Annotated in this window: 9 protein-coding genes and 1 pseudogene; 5 read left to right on the top strand and 5 right to left on the bottom strand. The window is 74.5% G+C overall.

Annotated elements, in window-relative coordinates; all coding sequences use genetic code 11:
- Positions 1-15 precede the first annotated feature (15 nt).
- The 4 genes from WMF14_RS32180 to WMF14_RS32165 are packed head-to-tail and all read left to right on the top strand — an operon-like array spanning position 16 to position 4,218.
- Positions 16-1,794: an OmpA family protein gene (locus WMF14_RS32180; protein WP_437792452.1), complete on the top strand. Its 1,779-nt coding sequence runs from the start codon at positions 16-18 to the stop codon at positions 1,792-1,794.
- A 3-nt stretch (positions 1,795-1,797) separates the two neighbouring features.
- On the top strand, positions 1,798-2,319 hold the full coding sequence (locus WMF14_RS32175) for a Rab family GTPase (RefSeq protein WP_272094747.1): 522 nt from the start codon (positions 1,798-1,800) through the stop codon (positions 2,317-2,319).
- Positions 2,316-3,461 (top strand): sensor histidine kinase, encoded by a 1,146-nt coding sequence (locus WMF14_RS32170; protein WP_437792449.1) that lies wholly within the window; start codon positions 2,316-2,318, stop codon positions 3,459-3,461. The genes WMF14_RS32175 and WMF14_RS32170 overlap by 4 nt, the downstream gene beginning before the upstream one ends.
- 4 nt (positions 3,462-3,465) lie before the next feature.
- Positions 3,466-4,218: a response regulator gene (locus WMF14_RS32165; protein WP_437792446.1), complete on the top strand. Its 753-nt coding sequence runs from the start codon at positions 3,466-3,468 to the stop codon at positions 4,216-4,218.
- 46 nt (positions 4,219-4,264) lie between these two features.
- On the opposite strand, the gene WMF14_RS32160 is transcribed toward WMF14_RS32165, so the two are convergent.
- The 3 genes from WMF14_RS32160 to WMF14_RS32150 all read right to left on the bottom strand — a co-directional run bounded on the left by WMF14_RS32160 (position 4,265) and on the right by WMF14_RS32150 (position 8,297).
- Positions 4,265-5,017, bottom strand: a complete 753-nt coding sequence (locus WMF14_RS32160) for a high-affinity nickel-transport family protein (RefSeq protein WP_272094744.1) — start codon at positions 5,015-5,017, stop codon at positions 4,265-4,267.
- Positions 5,018-5,176: 159 nt separating this feature from the next.
- Positions 5,177-5,419, bottom strand: coding sequence for a hypothetical protein (locus tag WMF14_RS32155; protein WP_437792443.1), 243 nt, complete (start codon positions 5,417-5,419; stop codon positions 5,177-5,179).
- 154 nt (positions 5,420-5,573) lie between these two features.
- Positions 5,574-8,297, bottom strand: a complete 2,724-nt coding sequence (locus tag WMF14_RS32150; RefSeq protein WP_437792440.1) for a vWA domain-containing protein — start codon at positions 8,295-8,297, stop codon at positions 5,574-5,576.
- 186 nt (positions 8,298-8,483) lie between these two features.
- On the opposite strand from WMF14_RS32150, the pseudogene WMF14_RS32145 reads away from it, so the two are divergent.
- Positions 8,484-9,704: pseudogene (locus WMF14_RS32145) on the top strand (protein kinase domain-containing protein); the annotation flags it as partial.
- 539 nt (positions 9,705-10,243) lie between these two features.
- On the opposite strand, the gene WMF14_RS32140 reads toward WMF14_RS32145, so the two are convergent.
- Both WMF14_RS32140 and WMF14_RS32135 read right to left on the bottom strand, forming a co-directional pair.
- A complete protein-coding gene (locus WMF14_RS32140; RefSeq protein ID WP_437792438.1) occupies positions 10,244-14,047 on the bottom strand; it encodes a S8 family serine peptidase in 3,804 nt (1,267 codons plus the stop codon).
- A 132-nt stretch (positions 14,048-14,179) separates the two neighbouring features.
- A complete protein-coding gene (locus tag WMF14_RS32135; RefSeq protein WP_437792435.1) occupies positions 14,180-15,712 on the bottom strand; it encodes a hypothetical protein in 1,533 nt (510 codons plus the stop codon).
- Between the last annotated feature and the right edge of the window lie 19 nt (positions 15,713-15,731).

Raw genomic sequence — 15,731 nt, 5'->3', positions numbered from 1 at the left:
GCCTGGAGAAGAACGATGCGAGAGCCGAGAGCGCGACGCGGGGCGCCTCCGCCGAAACAGACGCTCGAAGACCTCCGCCCCCTGCTCGTGGGCCCCGAGCAGCACCGGATCCAGCGGATCGAGGAGCGACTCGACCAGTCGATGGTCGAGATGGTCGCGGGGGCGCTGCCCGAGGCGGTGATCGAGAGCCGCAAGAAGGGCGAGGCGCTCTCGTGGGCGCTGGAGCCGCTCCTCACCGGCGCGATCGAGGAGCGCGTGCGCCGGGACCCGGGATCGTTCGCGGACGCGATCTCCCCTGCCATGGGGCCGGCCATCCGCAAGGCCGTGCGCTGCGCTCTCCGGGCGATGATCCAGCGCCTGAACGAGGCGGCCGCCCTCGGCCTGTCCTGGCGGAGCGTGCGCTGGCGCGTCGAGGCGCGCCGCACGGGGCGCCCCTTCGCGGAGGTGGTGCTCCTCCGCTCGATGGTCTACCGGACCGAGCAGCTCTTCCTTGTCCACCGCGGGACGGGGCTCGTCCTCGAGCACCTCAGCGCAGACGAGATCCCCTACAGGGATCCCGATCAGGTCACGGCGATGCTCACCGCCATCGAAGCGTTCGCCCACGACGCGTTCCGGACCGACGCGCGGCTGGAGCGCTTCCGCGTCGGCGATCTGACAGGGTGGGTCGAGCACGGCCCGTCCGCGCTCCTCGTGTCCATCGTGCGCGGCGTGGCGCCGCCCGCGTACGGGCTCGTCCTGTGCGAGACGCTGGAGCGCGTCCACCTCGCGTACGGCGGTGAGCTCGCCGGCTTCCGCGGCGATCGGGCGCCGTTCTCGGGCGCTCGCGAGCTGCTCTCGCGCTGCCTCCAGCAGCAACGCCAGCCTGTCCCGCGCCGAGCTCGGGCCTTGCTCGCGGCGGCCGCGGTGCTGGCCGGGGTCGTCGCGACCGCGCTCGTCTTCCGGGTGCGCGCCTCGCAGGAGGATCAGCGCCGCTTCGAGGGCTGGGGCGAGGCGCTGCAGCGCGAGCCCGGCCTGCTGGTCACCGCGGCGGAGCGGCGCGCCGGCCAGGTCGCGTTCACGGGGCTCCGCGATCCGCTCGCCGCGGACCCGAGGGTCGTGCTCGAGCGCGGCGGCCCCGTGCCCCCGGCGGTCGCCCTGCGCTTCGAGCCCTTCTATTCGCTCCACCCGCAGATCGTCGAGCGCAGGGTGGCGCGCATGCTGGAGCCGCCGCCCGGGGTCGCCCTGGCGCTGCGCGGCGGCGTCGTCGTGGCCAGCGGGGTCGCGCCCGAGCGCTGGATCGAGCGCGCGCGCTGGTCGGCGGCGGTGCTCCCGGGCGTCTCGGGGTTCGACGGCGAGCGCCTGACGGCCCAGGAGTCGATCGACCGCGCGCGCGCGGCGGCGCGGGCCCTCGAGGCGATGGAGCTCCTCTTCCGCCGCGGCGCCGCGCGGCTCTCCGGCGAGCAGGCCGCGCGCCTCGACGCCATCGCGGCCGCGGCGCTGCGGCTGATCGCGCGCGCGCGCGAGGCCCGCATGACCGCCGACATCCGCGAGATCGGCTACGCGGACTCCGCCGGATCGGAGGCGTCGAATCGAGCGCTCAGCCAGGCGCGCGCGGAGCACGTCGCGGCCGAGCTCGTTGCGCGGGGGATCCCGGCGGATCGCCTGCGAGCGAGCGGCGGGGGACTGCGGCGTGAGGTCCTGCCCCCGTCCTGCTCCGGGGGCGCGGCCGGGGCCAGGTGCCTCGCCGGCGCGGACGAGCGCCGCGCGCGCAGCGTGATCTTCCTTGTGGACCTGCGCGCCGAGAGCAAGGACTGAGTCATGGCGGAGAGACGCAAGGTCTGCGTGCTGGGCGCGACGGGGGTCGGCAAGACAAGCCTCGTCGCCCGCTTCGTGCGCAGCATCTTTTCCGACTCTTACCGGACGACCATCGGCGTGACGATCGAGGCACGGCGCGTGAAATGCGATGAAGGCGAGCTCGACCTCATCCTCTGGGATCTGAGCGGAGAGGACGAGTTTCAGGCCGTCCAGACGTCGTACCTGCGCGGCTCCGCGGGCTGGCTCCTCGTCATCGACGGCACGCGGCGCCTCACGGCGGAGACCGGGCTCCGCCTCTACACCGCTGCGCGGACGATCGTCGGAGAGGTCCCGGCCGTCGTCGTCCTGAACAAGGCCGATCTCACCGCGGCGTGGGAGATCGACGACGCCATCGAGGCCAGGCTGAGGAGGGCGGGCCTCTGGATCACGAGGGCGAGCGCCAAGACCGGCGCCGGGGTCGAGGGCGCGTTCAACGCGCTGACGCGCGCCATGCTGGCGAGCGAAGCGCCTTCGTTGCGGGGATGATGGACGTGGACACGTGGCTCCTCGCGGCGCTGGACAAGCTCGTCCTCGAGCGTTTGCACGACGGGACCTTCGTCATCCGCGGCGAGCCGCCGCCGTGGTTCCGCCGGCTCGGGTTCGCGCCGCCGTGGCGCGACTCGCCGCTCTCGATCGATCGCGCGCTGCCCTTTCTGGAGGTGTTCCTCGCCGAGGCGGAGCGGGCCTGGTCCGTGGAAGGAGCGCCGAGCGTGCAGTCCGACTTCTGGACGCAGATGATCGGCGACGACGAGGCGCTCCACCTCGAGGCGACGGCGCTCCGTGTGGGCGCGTCGCGGCTGCTCGTGATCACCCGGAACGACGCGCTGTTCCAGGAGCGCCGCCGCGTCCTCCAGCGGGCGCGCGAGCTTCGCCTCGTGCACGAGGCGCTGTCGCGCGAGGTCGAGCGCAAGGACGTCCTCGTCCACTGCATCGTTCACGACCTCTCCGGCCCGCTGAACAGCCTCCTCGGCGCGCTGTCCCTGCTGGGAGAGCAGCCGCTCCCGGAGAAGAGCGGCGCGCTCGCCGCGGTCGCGTTGAAGGCCGCCCTGCGGCAGCGCGAGCTGATCCGGGAGATCCTCGACGTGTTCACCGCCGAGGGCATGGCGTCCGACGCCTCCAGCGGCGACCTCGCCGCGGTGGTCGACGTGCGCGGCACCGTGGCCCGGGTCGTCGAGGCGCTCCTGCCCATGGCGCGCAGCCGGGGGGTGCGCCTGGACGCGCCGCCGGAGATCGGCCGCGCGCAGCCGTGCACCGTCGTCGGTGAGGAGCGCAGGCTCGCGCGCGTGGTCTCCAACCTCGTCGAGAACGCGCTCCGCTTCACGCCCGCGCGCGCGTCGGTGCGGGTCGCCGTGCACGACGATGCCAGCTGGGCTCGCGTGACGGTGGAGGACGACGGGCCTGGCGTCTCGCCTGCCATCGCGCCGCGCCTGTTCCAGAAGTTCGCGCACGGCGGCGACCCCGGCGCGGGCAGCGGCCTCGGGCTCTACGGCGCCCGGATCGCGGTGGAGCGGTGGGGCGGGGCGATCGGCTACGAGGCGCGGCCGGAGGGAGGGGCGAGGTTCTGGCTCCGGTTGCGGCGCGTCGGCGCCGCGGGCGAGGCGGGCGGCGGCGGGGCGCAAGGGGAGTGATGCCATGGCCAAGCTCATGCTGGTCGACGATGACTCGGGGACGCTCGCGTGGATGGCCGAGGCGCTGCAAGGCGCGGCGTACGACGTCCGGACCGTGCGCGGCGGGAGCGCGGCGCTGGAGCTGCTCCGGACGTGGACGCCGGACCTCATCCTGGCCGACTTCCTGATGCCCGAGATGGATGGCTTCGCCTTCAACCGGCTCGTGCAGTCGCGCGAGCGGGTGCCCGTGATGCTCGTCTCCGTCGTGAACAAGCCGGCAGAGGCGATCCTGCGAGGGGTCGCCGGCTACGTGCGCAAGCCCGTCACCGCGGGGGAGCTCCGCGCCGCCGTCGAGCGCGTGCTCGGCGCCGTCGAGGGGGTCGCCATCCTCGTCGTGGACGACGACGCGGACATCCGGGAGTGTTACCGGCTGATCCTCGAGCCGCGCTTCAGCGTGCTCGAGGCCGAGAACGGGCGCGACGCCCTCGAGCTGCTCGCGCGCGAGCCCGTGGCGCTGGCCATCGTGGACGTCCACATGCCCGTCATGAACGGGGTGGAGTTCATCCGCGCGATGCGCGACGACGCGAGGTTCTGCACGATCCCGGTCGTGGTGCAGACGAGCGACCGCGCGGCCGCGCGCGCGCCCGTCTGGACCGATCTGCACGTGGCGCAAACGATCCTGAAGGACGAGTTCCTCGACTGGCTCATGACCCAGATCGACGCGCACCTCGCGCCGCAGCGCGAGGCCGAGCGCGCCTGGTCGACCGCGAGCCGGTGAGCGCCGGGCGTCGCTCCGGCGGAGAGCGCGGTCCGCCCGGGCGCCGTCAGCCTGGCGTCCACTGCGGGTGCGCAGTGAACAGCCCGGACCCGAAGCTGATGTCGTAGGCCAGGAACAGGCCGAAGCCCACGCTGAGGAGGCTGGCGGCGGCGCCGAAGGCGTTGTGAATCCCGCTGGTGCGAGCGCGCGCATAGGCGAACGGCAGCGCGAGCACCCCGGTGATGAGCGTCATTCCGGCGATCGTGCCCACGCCGAACAGCGCGATGTAGCCGATGCCCCACCGCGGGTCGCGCACCGTGGTGAGCACGAGGAGCGCCACCGCGGCCGAGCCCGCGAGGCCGTGGACCACGCCGATGAGCAGCGGCCGCAGGCTCGCATAGACGCGCGAGCCGCCGAACACGCGATCCGCCCAGCCGAGGTCGTGCCGGTGGCCGTCGTGGTGAGCGACATGCTTCACCGGAGCAACGTCGTGGGCCGGCGGCTCGCCCCGGCGGACCGCCCGGTAGAGCCGCGCCAGGTGGAACACCCCGAGGCCGATCAGCATCAGGGCGACGGTGAGCTCCATGGCCAGGCCGACGTGCGGCGGCACCACGAGCCCGAAGAGCAGGATGGCGCCGCCGATCACCATCAGCGTGAGTGTGTGGCCGACGCCCCACATCGCGCCGATCATCAGCGCCGTCCCGAGGCTCCGCACCCGACTCACGACGGTCGCCACCGCGATCACATGGTCCGCGTCGGTCGCGTGGCGCATTCCCAGAGAGAAGCCGAGGAGCAGCAGCGGAAACGCCGAGGCGAACATGCCCCGTCTCGTAGCACGGACGGCGAGCGTCGTGCCACGCCGTGCACGGCAGCCTGCTCCCGTCTCCCGGCCGGCTCGCTAGCGTGGCTCGTGCTCTCCTGGCCGTCTGGAGACGCCCACCAGTCCACGGGGCGACGAGCGCTGTTTCAGTCCAGCATGTCAGTTCGCGCGCTCTCGACTGCGCGCGTCGATGGCCTGCTGCATCCAGACCGCGTCTTCTTCCGCTTGCTTCAGGCCATGCATCATCTGCTGGCGCAGCACCCCCGTGGTCTGACGGATACCCCGTCGAAAGACATCGGCCGCGCGCTCGTGGACGACCTTGAGCCATGGGGCAAGGTCGCGCTTGTCGAGCGGCCCTGGTGCGTCCAGGACGGTGATGCAGGCATCGATGGCCTCGCGCATGGATCGGGACTCGAGCGCGTCGGCGAAAGCGGAGAACTGGAGCAGCGACTCTCGCAGCGCAGCGCGTCCGGTCGATGAGACTCTGTCTGTCATGGCCGCGCTCAGCCTACCACCTGGGCGACACCTCCGCCCGTGAGCGCGCTGCGATTGCGCGTCAACGCAGGCGGGATCGCCCCGCCGTCTCCAGCAACATCGCGAGCACGAGCGGATCGCCGAGGCCTTGCTCTGCGCCCATGTGCGCGCGGAGGCGCGACAGGCGCGCCGCGTCCTCCAGGAACAGCGGCTCGTTCAGCCGGGTCGCAGCCTCGCGCAGGATGCCCTCGCGCTCGGAGAGGAGCGCTGCGGCGCCGGCGCGATCGCCGCGCGCCACGCGGGCAGCGGCCTCCGCGAGCGACTCGCCCGCGGCGAAGCCCTGGAGCGTGCGCGCCATCGACGGGTCGACGGACGCCGCGCTGGCGGCGTCGCTGTCCGCATAGCGCACCTCAATGGGGATCTCCTCGATCACGTTCTTTCTGGAGAGCCGATCTTTGTACTTGAGCTCGACGGTCGCGACGGCTCGCTTCCCCGCGCCGGGGCCGGCGCTCAGCTTGAACAGCAGCGCGTGCCGATCATCGCGGGCGAACACAGGCATGAAGAAGCGCATGCCGCCCTCGGCGTCGTCGCGTCGGTCGGCCGCGATCCGGTCCCGCGACAGGGCGGCGACGTCGGCCGCGATCTCCTGGGCGCGGACGCGGGAGGCCTCGGCTTCGTCCAGCCGGCGCGAGCCGTAGACGCGGAGCAGATCGACGCCCGCCTTCAGGCGCACGCGCACCTCGACCGCTGTCGCGACCGGGTCGAGGCGCTTGTCGAGCTCTGTCGACAGCGCGGGCGCGATCTGCTCCGGGTGTCGCAGGTAGTAGTAGCCGCCGGCCCCGTCGCTCGCGATCGAGCTCATGAGCTGGCCATCGAAGTCGTCGCCGAGCCCGAGCGCGCTCGTCTGGATGCCGCGCTGGAAGGCGTCGAGGGCGAGCCGCGCCAGGCGCTCGCCGTGGGTGAGGCCGCTCGTCGCCCGGCCGTCGGAGACGAGCAGCACCACGCGCACGGCGTCCTCGGGGATGCCCGGCCGGCTCGCCTGCGCGTAGCCCAGCGAGAGCCCCGCGCCGATGTTGGTGCCGCCGCCCTCGCGGAGCCCCTCGATGGCGCGGCGGATCGCCGCGCGGCGCGGGCCGACAGGGCCGTCCTCGATCACCTCCTCGGCGTCGCTCGAGAAGGTGGTGAGCGAGAAGTCGTCGGTCGGCGCGAGCCGATCGACGAGCGCCTGCGCGGCGCGGCGGGCGCTGTCGATCGGCGCGCCGGCCATCGAGCCGCTCGTGTCGAGGACGAGGTGCACCGAGAGGTGCGGCCGCGCGGGCGCCGCCGCCGCCGCGGAGCGGAGCGCGAGGCGCAGGTGGAAGGCGCCGCCGCCCGGGCCGAGCGCGGCGCGCTCCAGGTCGGTGCGCAGGCCGAGCGCCTTGTCGGGGGCGAGCGGGACCTCCGGGGCGTAGCGGGCGGCGACGTCGCCCACGAGCTCGCGCTCCGCCGCGGGCACGACGCCGCGCGCGAGGGCGGCCTCGAACGCGGCCAGGTGACCGCCCCCGGGCCTGTACGTGGTGGCGAAGCGGCCGTTCGGATCGAGGGCGACCTCGGGCTCCGGCGCGTAGGCGGCCGCGCTCCGCGCCGAGACCGGCGGCGAGGAGGCGCCGGCGCGCCCGTGGCCGCTCCCGAACCCCTGGCCCGTCCCGGCGCCCGCGCCGTGCCCGATCGTCCCGATGGATCCGCCCCCGAGCGCCGCGCCGTCGCCGGCGGGACCTCCGTAGCCGAAGAGGGGGAGGCCCGCGCCGCCTGCGGAAGACGCGGCGCCGTCGAGCCCCCACGCCGCCGTGGGCGCGCTCGGATCGCCGCCGCCCCCGGCGTTGAGCAGCCCGATCATCCCGAACTCGGCCGCGTCGCGCAGCGCCTGCTGCTGCGCCACGTGCGGATCGGGGCTGTCGCTCGGGCCCTTGACCCCCCACCTGTTCCCCGTCGCCCCCGCGCGCGGCGTGGACGACGATGGGTGGCCCATCGACCCTTCCTCGCCCTTGGCTCGCGTCCCTGCGCCGCCCTCCTTCGCGTCGGCGGCGGGCTCGCCCTCGCGCTCGATCGCCGCGCGCAGCTCGCGCTCGTCGGCGGACGCGAGGTACTGCTGCACGAGCGCGATCCGATCCGCGCTCATGCCGGCGGACGAGTCGATGAGGGGCGGCGCCCAGCGAGCGAGGGCGCCGAGGAGCCCGAGGTGCAGGGCCGCCGAGAGGGCGTGGAGGGCGAGGCTCTTCCGGCTCACGAGCGAGCGGCCCACGCGCTCGCCCGCCGCGGCATCGGCGCGGATCTGGATCCGCACGCCCGCGATCTCGACGTCCACGCGGCCTTGCGCGGGGAGGGGTACGAGCGTGGCCCCGGGGATCGCCGCGCGCGCCGCGCGCTCCACGCCGACATGCAGCTCCCGCGCCGCGGCCGCGGACAGCGGCGCGCCGCCGGGGGTGAGCGTGAGCGTCCCCGTCGCGGCGCCCGGCAGGACGAAGCCGACGCGCCCGGCGCCGTCGACCTCGAGGAGCGGCGCGCGGCGCGTGCCGAGCACGCGCTCGGGGAGGAAGCAGTCGCACGGGCGCCCGTCGCCGCGCCCCTCGCCGACGTCGAACGCGCACGGCGGCGTCAGGTGCCGGACGAAGAGCACGGTCGTGCCCCAGGAGATGACGATCTCCACGGAGCGCACCGGGCCTCCGGCCTCGCCGGCGCTCGCCGCGTCGGGCTGCCTCGCGGCGGTGAGGTTCGGATCGGTTGCGGCGCCGCCATCCCCGGCGTCCGTCGTGTTCGCGCTGGGCATAGATCTCCCCTGTGCGCCGCGCGGAGCGGCGCGCTCACGTCCTCGGGAACCGCGCGGAGGACGCGCGGATCCGCGTCCTTCAGGCGGGCGCTCGGCCGCGCTGGCCGGCTGTCCGTCGTGCCTGCGGAATGACAGCGGCGGCGCCGGGAGGTTCCGGGGCTCGAACCTCACGCGCCGCGGCAGCGCCTGTGCTCGAGGCAGATCTTCATCGGCGCGACCGGCCTCCCCCGCGACCTGTCGATCGCCGGAGGGACGCTGCGCTCGTGGTCGTTCTGCCAGCACGTCGCGCGCGACAACGCCCCGCTCATCGTCGAGGACGCCCAGGCGCACCCCGTGCTGTCCGAGAACCCGCTCGCGGCCATGAACCTGGTGCGCGCGTACGCGGGGTTCCCCGTCGTCATCGAGGGGGTCGGGGCTGTCGGGAGCGTGTGCGCGGTGTCCAGCGAGCCCCGGGAGTTCGACGCGGGGAGCATCGCGACCCTCCAGCTCGCGGCCAGGCTGGTGAGCGAGCAGCTCGCGCGGCGCTCCGGCCTCTCGCCGAACGTGACCGAGTCGAACGAGCGGCCCACGTCGCAGCCTGCGCCGGAGAGCGCCGGCGCACCCGCGCCGCCCGCCCGGGGCGACGCGAGCGAGCTGCCCGTGCGGCTCGCCCCCGGCGATCTCGTGGATGACAAGTACTGGATCACCGCGATCCTGGGCGAGGGCGGTCAGTCGCAGGTCTACCTCGCGCGCGAGAAGCTCCTCGGTCAGCTCGTCGCGCTCAAGGTGGTCACGGCGCCGGACGACAGCGCGCTGCTCCGCGAGGCCGAGGCGCTCGTGCGGCTGAGGCACCCGAGCATCGTCCAGCTGTACGGCTGGGGGCGGCTCGACGGCGCGCGCATGTACCTCCTCCTCGAGTACGTCGAGGGAGAGACGATCCACCGCCACATCGTCGACCGCGCGCCGCAGGGCGGGTTCATGCCCCTCCACCAGGTCCTCTGCGTCGTCCGCCAGATCGCGGGCGCGCTCGCGAGCATGCACGCCGAGGGCTACGTGCACGCGGACGTCAAGCCGGGCAACATCCTCCTCGACACGCGGATCGAGCGGGCGGTGCTCATCGACTTCGGGCTCGGGGCCCGGCTGGGCAGCGAGCGGCCTCACCTCGTCGGCGGGACGCGCGGCTTCGCGGCGCCGGAGCAGCTGATCCCCGGGGCAGCCGACCCGCAGCCGGCGCTCGACACGTACGCCCTCGCAGCGGTCACCTACGCCATGCTGACGGGCAGGGCCCCGTTCGAGGCCGCGGGCACCTACGGCATCGTCGCGATGCAGCAGCGCGGGGAGATCACGCCCCCCTCGCGCGCGCGGCCGGGGCTCTCCCCGAGCGTGGACGCCCTCTTCGCGCGGGCGCTCGAGCCGGAGCCGTCCCGGCGCATCGCTTCGCCTGTCGCCTTCTCCGACGCGCTCGCCGCCGCGCTCCTCTCGAGCCCGCTCCTCTCGGGCCCAGGTGAGCGCACGCAGGCCCCGATCCCGGCGCCGCACGACGGCGCGCCGCTGAGCCGCGGCCTGGCCTTCCGGCTCTGCCGGGCCGAGGCGGCGCGGCGGCTCGGCGAAGGGGGCGAGGCGCGCGTGTGGAGCGGCCTCGATCCGGCGGACCGCGACGCCATCGCCGCGGCGACCGACGACGCCGCGCTCTACCCGGTGGCGCCCCTCGTGGCCTACCTGCGCGCGCTCGGCGGCGAGGCTCCCGGGACCGTGGAGGCGGCCGGCGGCGTGCTCGCGAGCGCGGCGCTCCCCGAGATGCTGCGCAGGCTCCAGGTCGCGCGGACGCCGGAGGCGCTGCTGGAGGTGGCGGGGCCGCTGCTCCGCCGGTTCCACGCGTGGGGGCGCGTCCAGGTCGAGCGCACGTCGACCCACAGCGCGAAGGTCGATCTCTGGTTGCCCGACGGGCTCGCGCCTGTGATGTGCCGCTACGTGAGCGGCTTCCTGCGGGCGCTGCTCGCCACGTCCACGTCAGGGTCCACCGCGCGCCTCCTCGAGCTGCGCTGCGGGGCCGGCAGCTCGGGGGCGTGCGTGCTGCAGGTCGGCTGGCGCTGAGCGGCGCTGAGCCGCGCGGCGGTGCGCGGTTCCTTCACGGCCTGCGCCCTCCGCCGCCTCCCCCTCAGCGCCATCGCCCCGACCAGCGCCGCGCCCAGCGCCGCGCCCGCGCCGCGAGCGCCGGACCCGCGCCGCGGCTCGGCGCCCGCGGCCTCGCACCCGCAGCCTCCGCCCAGCTGGAGGATGAGCGGCGCCTGCTGCGCTCCTTCGCACAGGTCCACCGTGAGCGGCCGCGGCGCCCTCCGCGCGCTCCCTTGCTTGAGCGGCGTGTCGAGGTTGCCCGTGTTCTGGTTGTCGTGATGGAGGCTCTCCCAGGCGATGAGCGCGCTTGTCGTCGCCTCGGTGTGCCAGGCGAATAGCCAGCCGTCGCGCGTGCCCACCGCGATCTCGAGCGTGCCGTCGCCGTCGAGGTCGCCCACGGCGGGCGTCGTGGTGATCGACTGGCCGGTGAACTTGGGGAACCCGCGCGGCTCCCGACCGCACCCGTCGAAGGCGTGAAGGAAGTAGCCGCTCGATCCGCTCAGCACCTCGGGGTAGCCGTCGCCGTTCAGATCGACGACCGCCTGGCTGCCCGAGATCGCGTAGTCCTCGAGCACGAACGGGGCGCGAGGCAGCATCGCGCCCGACCTGCCGCTCCAGATGGCGAGCAGGTGAGGCCCCGGCTGCGCCGCCCCCTGCGCGCCCGTGAGGGCGAGCGCGGCCGCGTTCGACGCGCCCGCGGCGATGACGTCGGGGGTGCCGTCCTGATCGATGTCGCCGAGCGCGGGCTGCGACAGCAGCGGGATCATCGTCCGGGCGCCGGCGGCGGGCGACAGGGGCCCGAACGTCGGGTCGAGCCCGGCCTGCGAGCCGTCGCTCGCCCGCGGCAGCGCGCCCGCTGGCGTCGCCAGGAGCTCGAGCTGCTCGCCGGGCGAGGCCGGTAGGACGAGCGGCGGCGCGCCGTTGCCCTGGACGACGCCCGCCAGCGCGCCGTCGAACCGCCCGACGACGCCCGAGGCCGTGATCCCCTCCGCGGCGAGCGGGTCGAGCGAGAGCGACGGCACCGTGATGGGCCACCCCGCGAGCACGGGCCCGGAGGGCGCGGTCGTGCCCCGCCCATCGATCACGTAGGCCGCCCCGGCCTCGCCGTCCTCGCCGAGCCGCTCGCTCGACGCGACCAGCAGATCCGGCAGCGCGTCGCCGTTGAAGTCGGCCACGGCGGGCGTCGCGAGGAGGCGGCTCCGCGCCGGCTCCTCGGCGAGCGGACCCGCGTAGTGCACCTCGACGGGGAAGCCGCGCAGCGCGCGGCCATCCCTGTCGAACGCGTGGACCGTGCCGTCGAACGCCGCCTGGATCACGTCGAGCCGCCCGTCGCCGTCGAGATCCGCGAGGACCGGCGAGGCGAAGGCCCCGCGCGCGATCCGCGCGGCCGCGGACATGCACGGCGCGCTCGCCGGAGCCCCGGGATCGAGGGGGCAGGAGGGGATCTCGGGCAGGCGTATCGGCCACCCGTACCGGTCGCTGCCGTCCGCGCCGATGACGTAGATCGTGCCCGGCCACGTGGAGATGGCGATCTCCTGCCTGCCGTCGCCGTCGAGGTCCGCGATGGCGGGCGCGCTCAGGATCGGCTCGCGGCCGAGCTCACTGTTCACCTTGCTGTACGCGGGGGCGCCGAGGTAATCGGGCGTGGCCGGGGACGGCGGCGGAGCGAGCAGGCCGTCGGTGGCGCGGGTCATGAACGGGAACCCCGGCAGCGGCTGCGGCCCCTTGGGCGTCACCTTCAGCACGTGCAGCGCGCCGCCGGCCGTCGGATAGACGAGCTCGCGGACGCCGTCGCCGTCGATGTCGGCCATCTTCGGGCTGCCCTCGCCGCTGTCGCCGACGCGGACGGGGAAGCCCTGGACCAGCGTCGGATCGCTGTCGACGTGGACCGTGCGCCGCGCCTCGCTCTCCACGTTGCCGGCGGCGTAGTGGGCCCTCGCGCGGACGCGCACCGTGATCGCGCGATCGTCCTCGCCGTGGGGGCTGTCGGGGTCGCGGAGGTGGGACGTGTCGATCGTGCGCACGTCGAGGGAGGCGATCGGGCCCTCGGTGCCGGTGACGACCGTCGGCGCGAGGTTCGCCTCCTTGTGGATCACCTTGAAATCCGCCTCGAGCGGCTGCGCGCCTGCAGCCCACTCGACCCAGTAGTCGTAGGCCATCGCCCGCTTCGCCGAGATGGTGCCCTCGATCGGCACCGGGCCCTGGACCTGATCCTTGTAGACGACCTCGAACCACCGCGGCGACGTGATGTCGACGGCGGGCGGCACGCGCCCTTCGCTGAGCGCCTCCACGGCGCGGTTCGCGTTGACGCGGCCGTGGCCGAAGCGCTGCTCGAACCCCGCCTGCGAGAAGCGGTACAGCGACCCGGGCTCCTGCGACTCCGGCACCGCGATGTCGTCGGCGGTCGCGATGAGCAGGCTCTGCACCTCCCCCGGGGACAGCGACACGCCGCGGTCGAGGGCCACGGAGTAGAGCAGCCCCGCGACGCCGGCGAGCTCGGCGGTCGCGTCGCTGGCGCAGCCGGGGCTCGACACGGCCAGGACGTTGTTGCCGCCGAAGCTCGAGCACGGGGACGCGTCGACGAACGTGGTCGACGTCGCGACGCTCTGGCCGTCGTAGCGGACGGCGCTCACGGGCAGCGCGTGGTTGCTCGTCGCGGGCACGCCGTGGTGGCGCGAGCCCTCGTTGCCCATCGACGCGACGACGAGCGTCCCCTGGGCGTGGGCGTAATCGAGCGCCGCCTGGACGAAGCCGGTGTTATCGACAGCGGTCACAGGGCACTGCACGACGTTGGCCCGGCCGTCGGCCGCATAGAGGAGCGCCTTCGCGAGGTCCTGCGCGTCGGCGACGTGGCTCTCGCCGACGCGCAGCGGGATGACCCGGCACTGCGGGCAGACGCCCGCGCCGCCCAGCTGGTTGTTCGTCTGCGCGGCCGACGTCTTCGCGCCCTCGGTGCCGTGGCCGTCGCGGGCGTCGTCGAACGGATCGTTGTCGTTCTTGAAGAAGTCCCAGCCCGCGATGTCGTCGACGTAGCCGTTCTGATCGTCGTCGATCCCGTCGGAGAAGTGGAGGATGAGGTCGCCGGCGTCGAGCTGGCCGTTCCCGTTCCGATCGCCCTGAGGCCGCCCCTCCGACGCCGCGGGCGTGAGCTCCGGCGTGTCCCTGTAGTCCGCGACGGAGAGGACCCCATCGCCGTTGCAGTCGAAGCCCTCGAGCGCGCCGTCGCCGCCGCACGCCGTGCCGTCCGCGCGCAGCGGCTTGTGGGCCGCGAGCTCGCCCTGGTTGAGCCACACCTTCTCCAGGAGATCCCCCTCTCCCCAGAGGATCCCGGAGTCGGCGACGGCGATCCTGACGCGCGGGTCCCCCTGGGTGAAGCGCCAGGCGAGATCGATCGCCATGCCGGCGGCGGACTCCTCTTGCCGGACGTACCCGCTCGAGGCCGGGATGAACGAGTAGAAGCTCCACTGTCCGCTCTGCGTGACCGACGTGCCGTAGTCGGGGTCGTTCGGCCAGTGCTCGGGCTCGCTCATGTCCTCTGCGCTGGCCGACGCGGGCGGCGGCCAGCCGCCGGACGCGTCGGATGGAACGAGCACGCCCGCCGCGGCGCCGCCGAGCGCCCCCAGAAGAGCAAGCGAGGGAAAGCAAGTGCAGCGCATGCCGAGACCCTACCATCGGTCCGCGCGCGCGAGGCAACCGCCGCCTCCAGCAGGAAACCGGCGCTTTCGCCGCGCCCGAGCGCGGATCGCGGCGGCCTCCGCGCCGCTCGGGACCGGACGCCGCCGCCGCGCTCAGCGCGCGCAGGCCGCCGGCGTCGGGTGCTCGGCGCAGTACGCCTCGTCGTCCGGCGGGCCGATGACCAGCGCGACGCGCTGCGACGCGAGGCGCGGCCGCGCGCCGCAGATCTCGCCGTCGGAGGTCTCGGCCTCCGACGGCGCGCACACGCCGGCCTCGTTGGGCACGGTCCAGGCCTGGCCGGTGCCGTAGATGAGGCTGAGCGCGTAGCGCCCCTCGGGCAGGCACCCGAACGCGACCTTGATCTCTCGCCCGAACTGCCGGCTCAGCGCCTCTTCGACCTGGGCCACGTCCCGCTCCGCGATGATGTCGTGGCCTTCCTTGTCGGTCTTGTGGCTGAGCACGAGCACGCCCCCCTGCTGCGGCTCGGTCGGGTGCATGCACAGCGCCGCGGGCCGGACGCCGATGAGCGCGCTGTCTCGCGGCTCGTTCAGCGGCTCCGGGCCGAGCGTGGCCGTGGTCACGAGATCGTCGTAGATCGTGAGCCCCTGGAGGAGCACCGCGGGCGCGGCCTGGCTGATCAGCGGCTCCTCGTCGTCCTGCTTGGCGAACACCGAGATCGGGAAGAGCGCCGGGATCAGGGCCGAGTCGGGGACATGGTCGTCGCTGTCGATCGCCCCGTCGCCGTTCACGTCCTGCCGCGCGTAGGTGAGGGTCGGCGCGGCCTCGCCGCCCACCGGCAGCGAGAGCGGGGGCTTCGCCGCGCGCGCGACCTCGCCGTCCGGCACCCCCGCGGCGAGCCGCAGGCGCAGGAGCGACGCCTCGGTGCCGGCGGGATCGGCCTGGCTGAACGTCTCCAGCTGGAAGTCGGAGGCCATGACCACCTCGCTCGCGCTCTGCGTGACGCCGGACGCCGGCGCGAGCACCTCGGCGACGTGGAAGAGCGGCCGCTCCAGCGGGAGCGGGAGCCCGAGGGTGACGGCGATGCCGCTGACGCGCGTGCCCGTCTCGGGGATGGGGGCGGCGATGGTGATCGCGCGGTACCGCGGCGCGGCGCCAGCGAGCACCTCGGTCGCGTTCTCGATCGCGCCGCCGGCCACGTCGCCCCGGGTCGGCAGGTTGGCGATGCCGAAGGTGGGGTCGAAGTTGCCGTCGTGATCGTAAAATCCGCGGATCTGGTAGGTGCCTGCGGCCAGGGGCGAAAGCCTCCAGGTAGCGCTCACGGTGACGGGCGGCGCGTCCGGCTCGGGGCAGTGGAGCGCGCCGTCCTCGGTGCGATCGAGCGCGGCGCCGAGGCCCCCGAAGAGCTCGTCGCCGGGGATCACGTCGATGCTCGCGGCCGAGGTGCCGAGCCCCTCGGGCGGCGGCAGCAGGCGCGCGTCGAAGCCGAGCACGATCGCTGCGCCGACGACGTGGCCGTCCTTCGTGCAGGGCCTGGGTCCGGCGTACGTCACCGTGCCGTCGAGCACCCCGGCGGGGCCGCTCTGGTCCGGCAGCGGGACGAAGACCTCCACGTCGTCGCAGCCCGGGAGGGCCGCGAGGAGTGCGCCGAGCAGGAGGAGACCGGTGCGGGGGCTGGGTCGGAGCATGGCGGTGGCTAGAGCGAGC

This window comes from Sorangium sp. So ce693 (assembly GCF_051521375.1).
In the GTDB taxonomy this organism is placed as follows: Bacteria; Myxococcota_A; Polyangia; order Polyangiales; family Polyangiaceae; genus Sorangium; species Sorangium atrum.
This window is presented reverse-complemented; position numbering and strand designations above follow the sequence as displayed.

Excerpts from the sequence above, each read along its gene's own strand:
- WMF14_RS32180 (WP_437792452.1), top strand. The coding sequence starts at position 16 with ATGCGAGAGCCGAGAGCGCGACGCGGGGCGCCTCCGCCGAAACAGACG.
- WMF14_RS32170 (WP_437792449.1), top strand. The coding sequence starts at position 2,316 with ATGATGGACGTGGACACGTGGCTCCTCGCGGCGCTGGACAAGCTCGTC.
- WMF14_RS32150 (WP_437792440.1), bottom strand. The coding sequence starts at position 8,297 with ATGCCCAGCGCGAACACGACGGACGCCGGGGATGGCGGCGCCGCAACC.
- WMF14_RS32140 (WP_437792438.1), bottom strand. The coding sequence starts at position 14,047 with ATGCGCTGCACTTGCTTTCCCTCGCTTGCTCTTCTGGGGGCGCTCGGC.
- WMF14_RS32165 (WP_437792446.1), top strand. The coding sequence starts at position 3,466 with ATGGCCAAGCTCATGCTGGTCGACGATGACTCGGGGACGCTCGCGTGG.
- WMF14_RS32155 (WP_437792443.1), bottom strand. The coding sequence starts at position 5,419 with ATGCGCGAGGCCATCGATGCCTGCATCACCGTCCTGGACGCACCAGGG.
- WMF14_RS32175 (WP_272094747.1), top strand. The coding sequence starts at position 1,798 with ATGGCGGAGAGACGCAAGGTCTGCGTGCTGGGCGCGACGGGGGTCGGC.
- WMF14_RS32135 (WP_437792435.1), bottom strand. The coding sequence starts at position 15,712 with ATGCTCCGACCCAGCCCCCGCACCGGTCTCCTCCTGCTCGGCGCACTC.
- WMF14_RS32160 (WP_272094744.1), bottom strand. The coding sequence starts at position 5,017 with ATGTTCGCCTCGGCGTTTCCGCTGCTGCTCCTCGGCTTCTCTCTGGGA.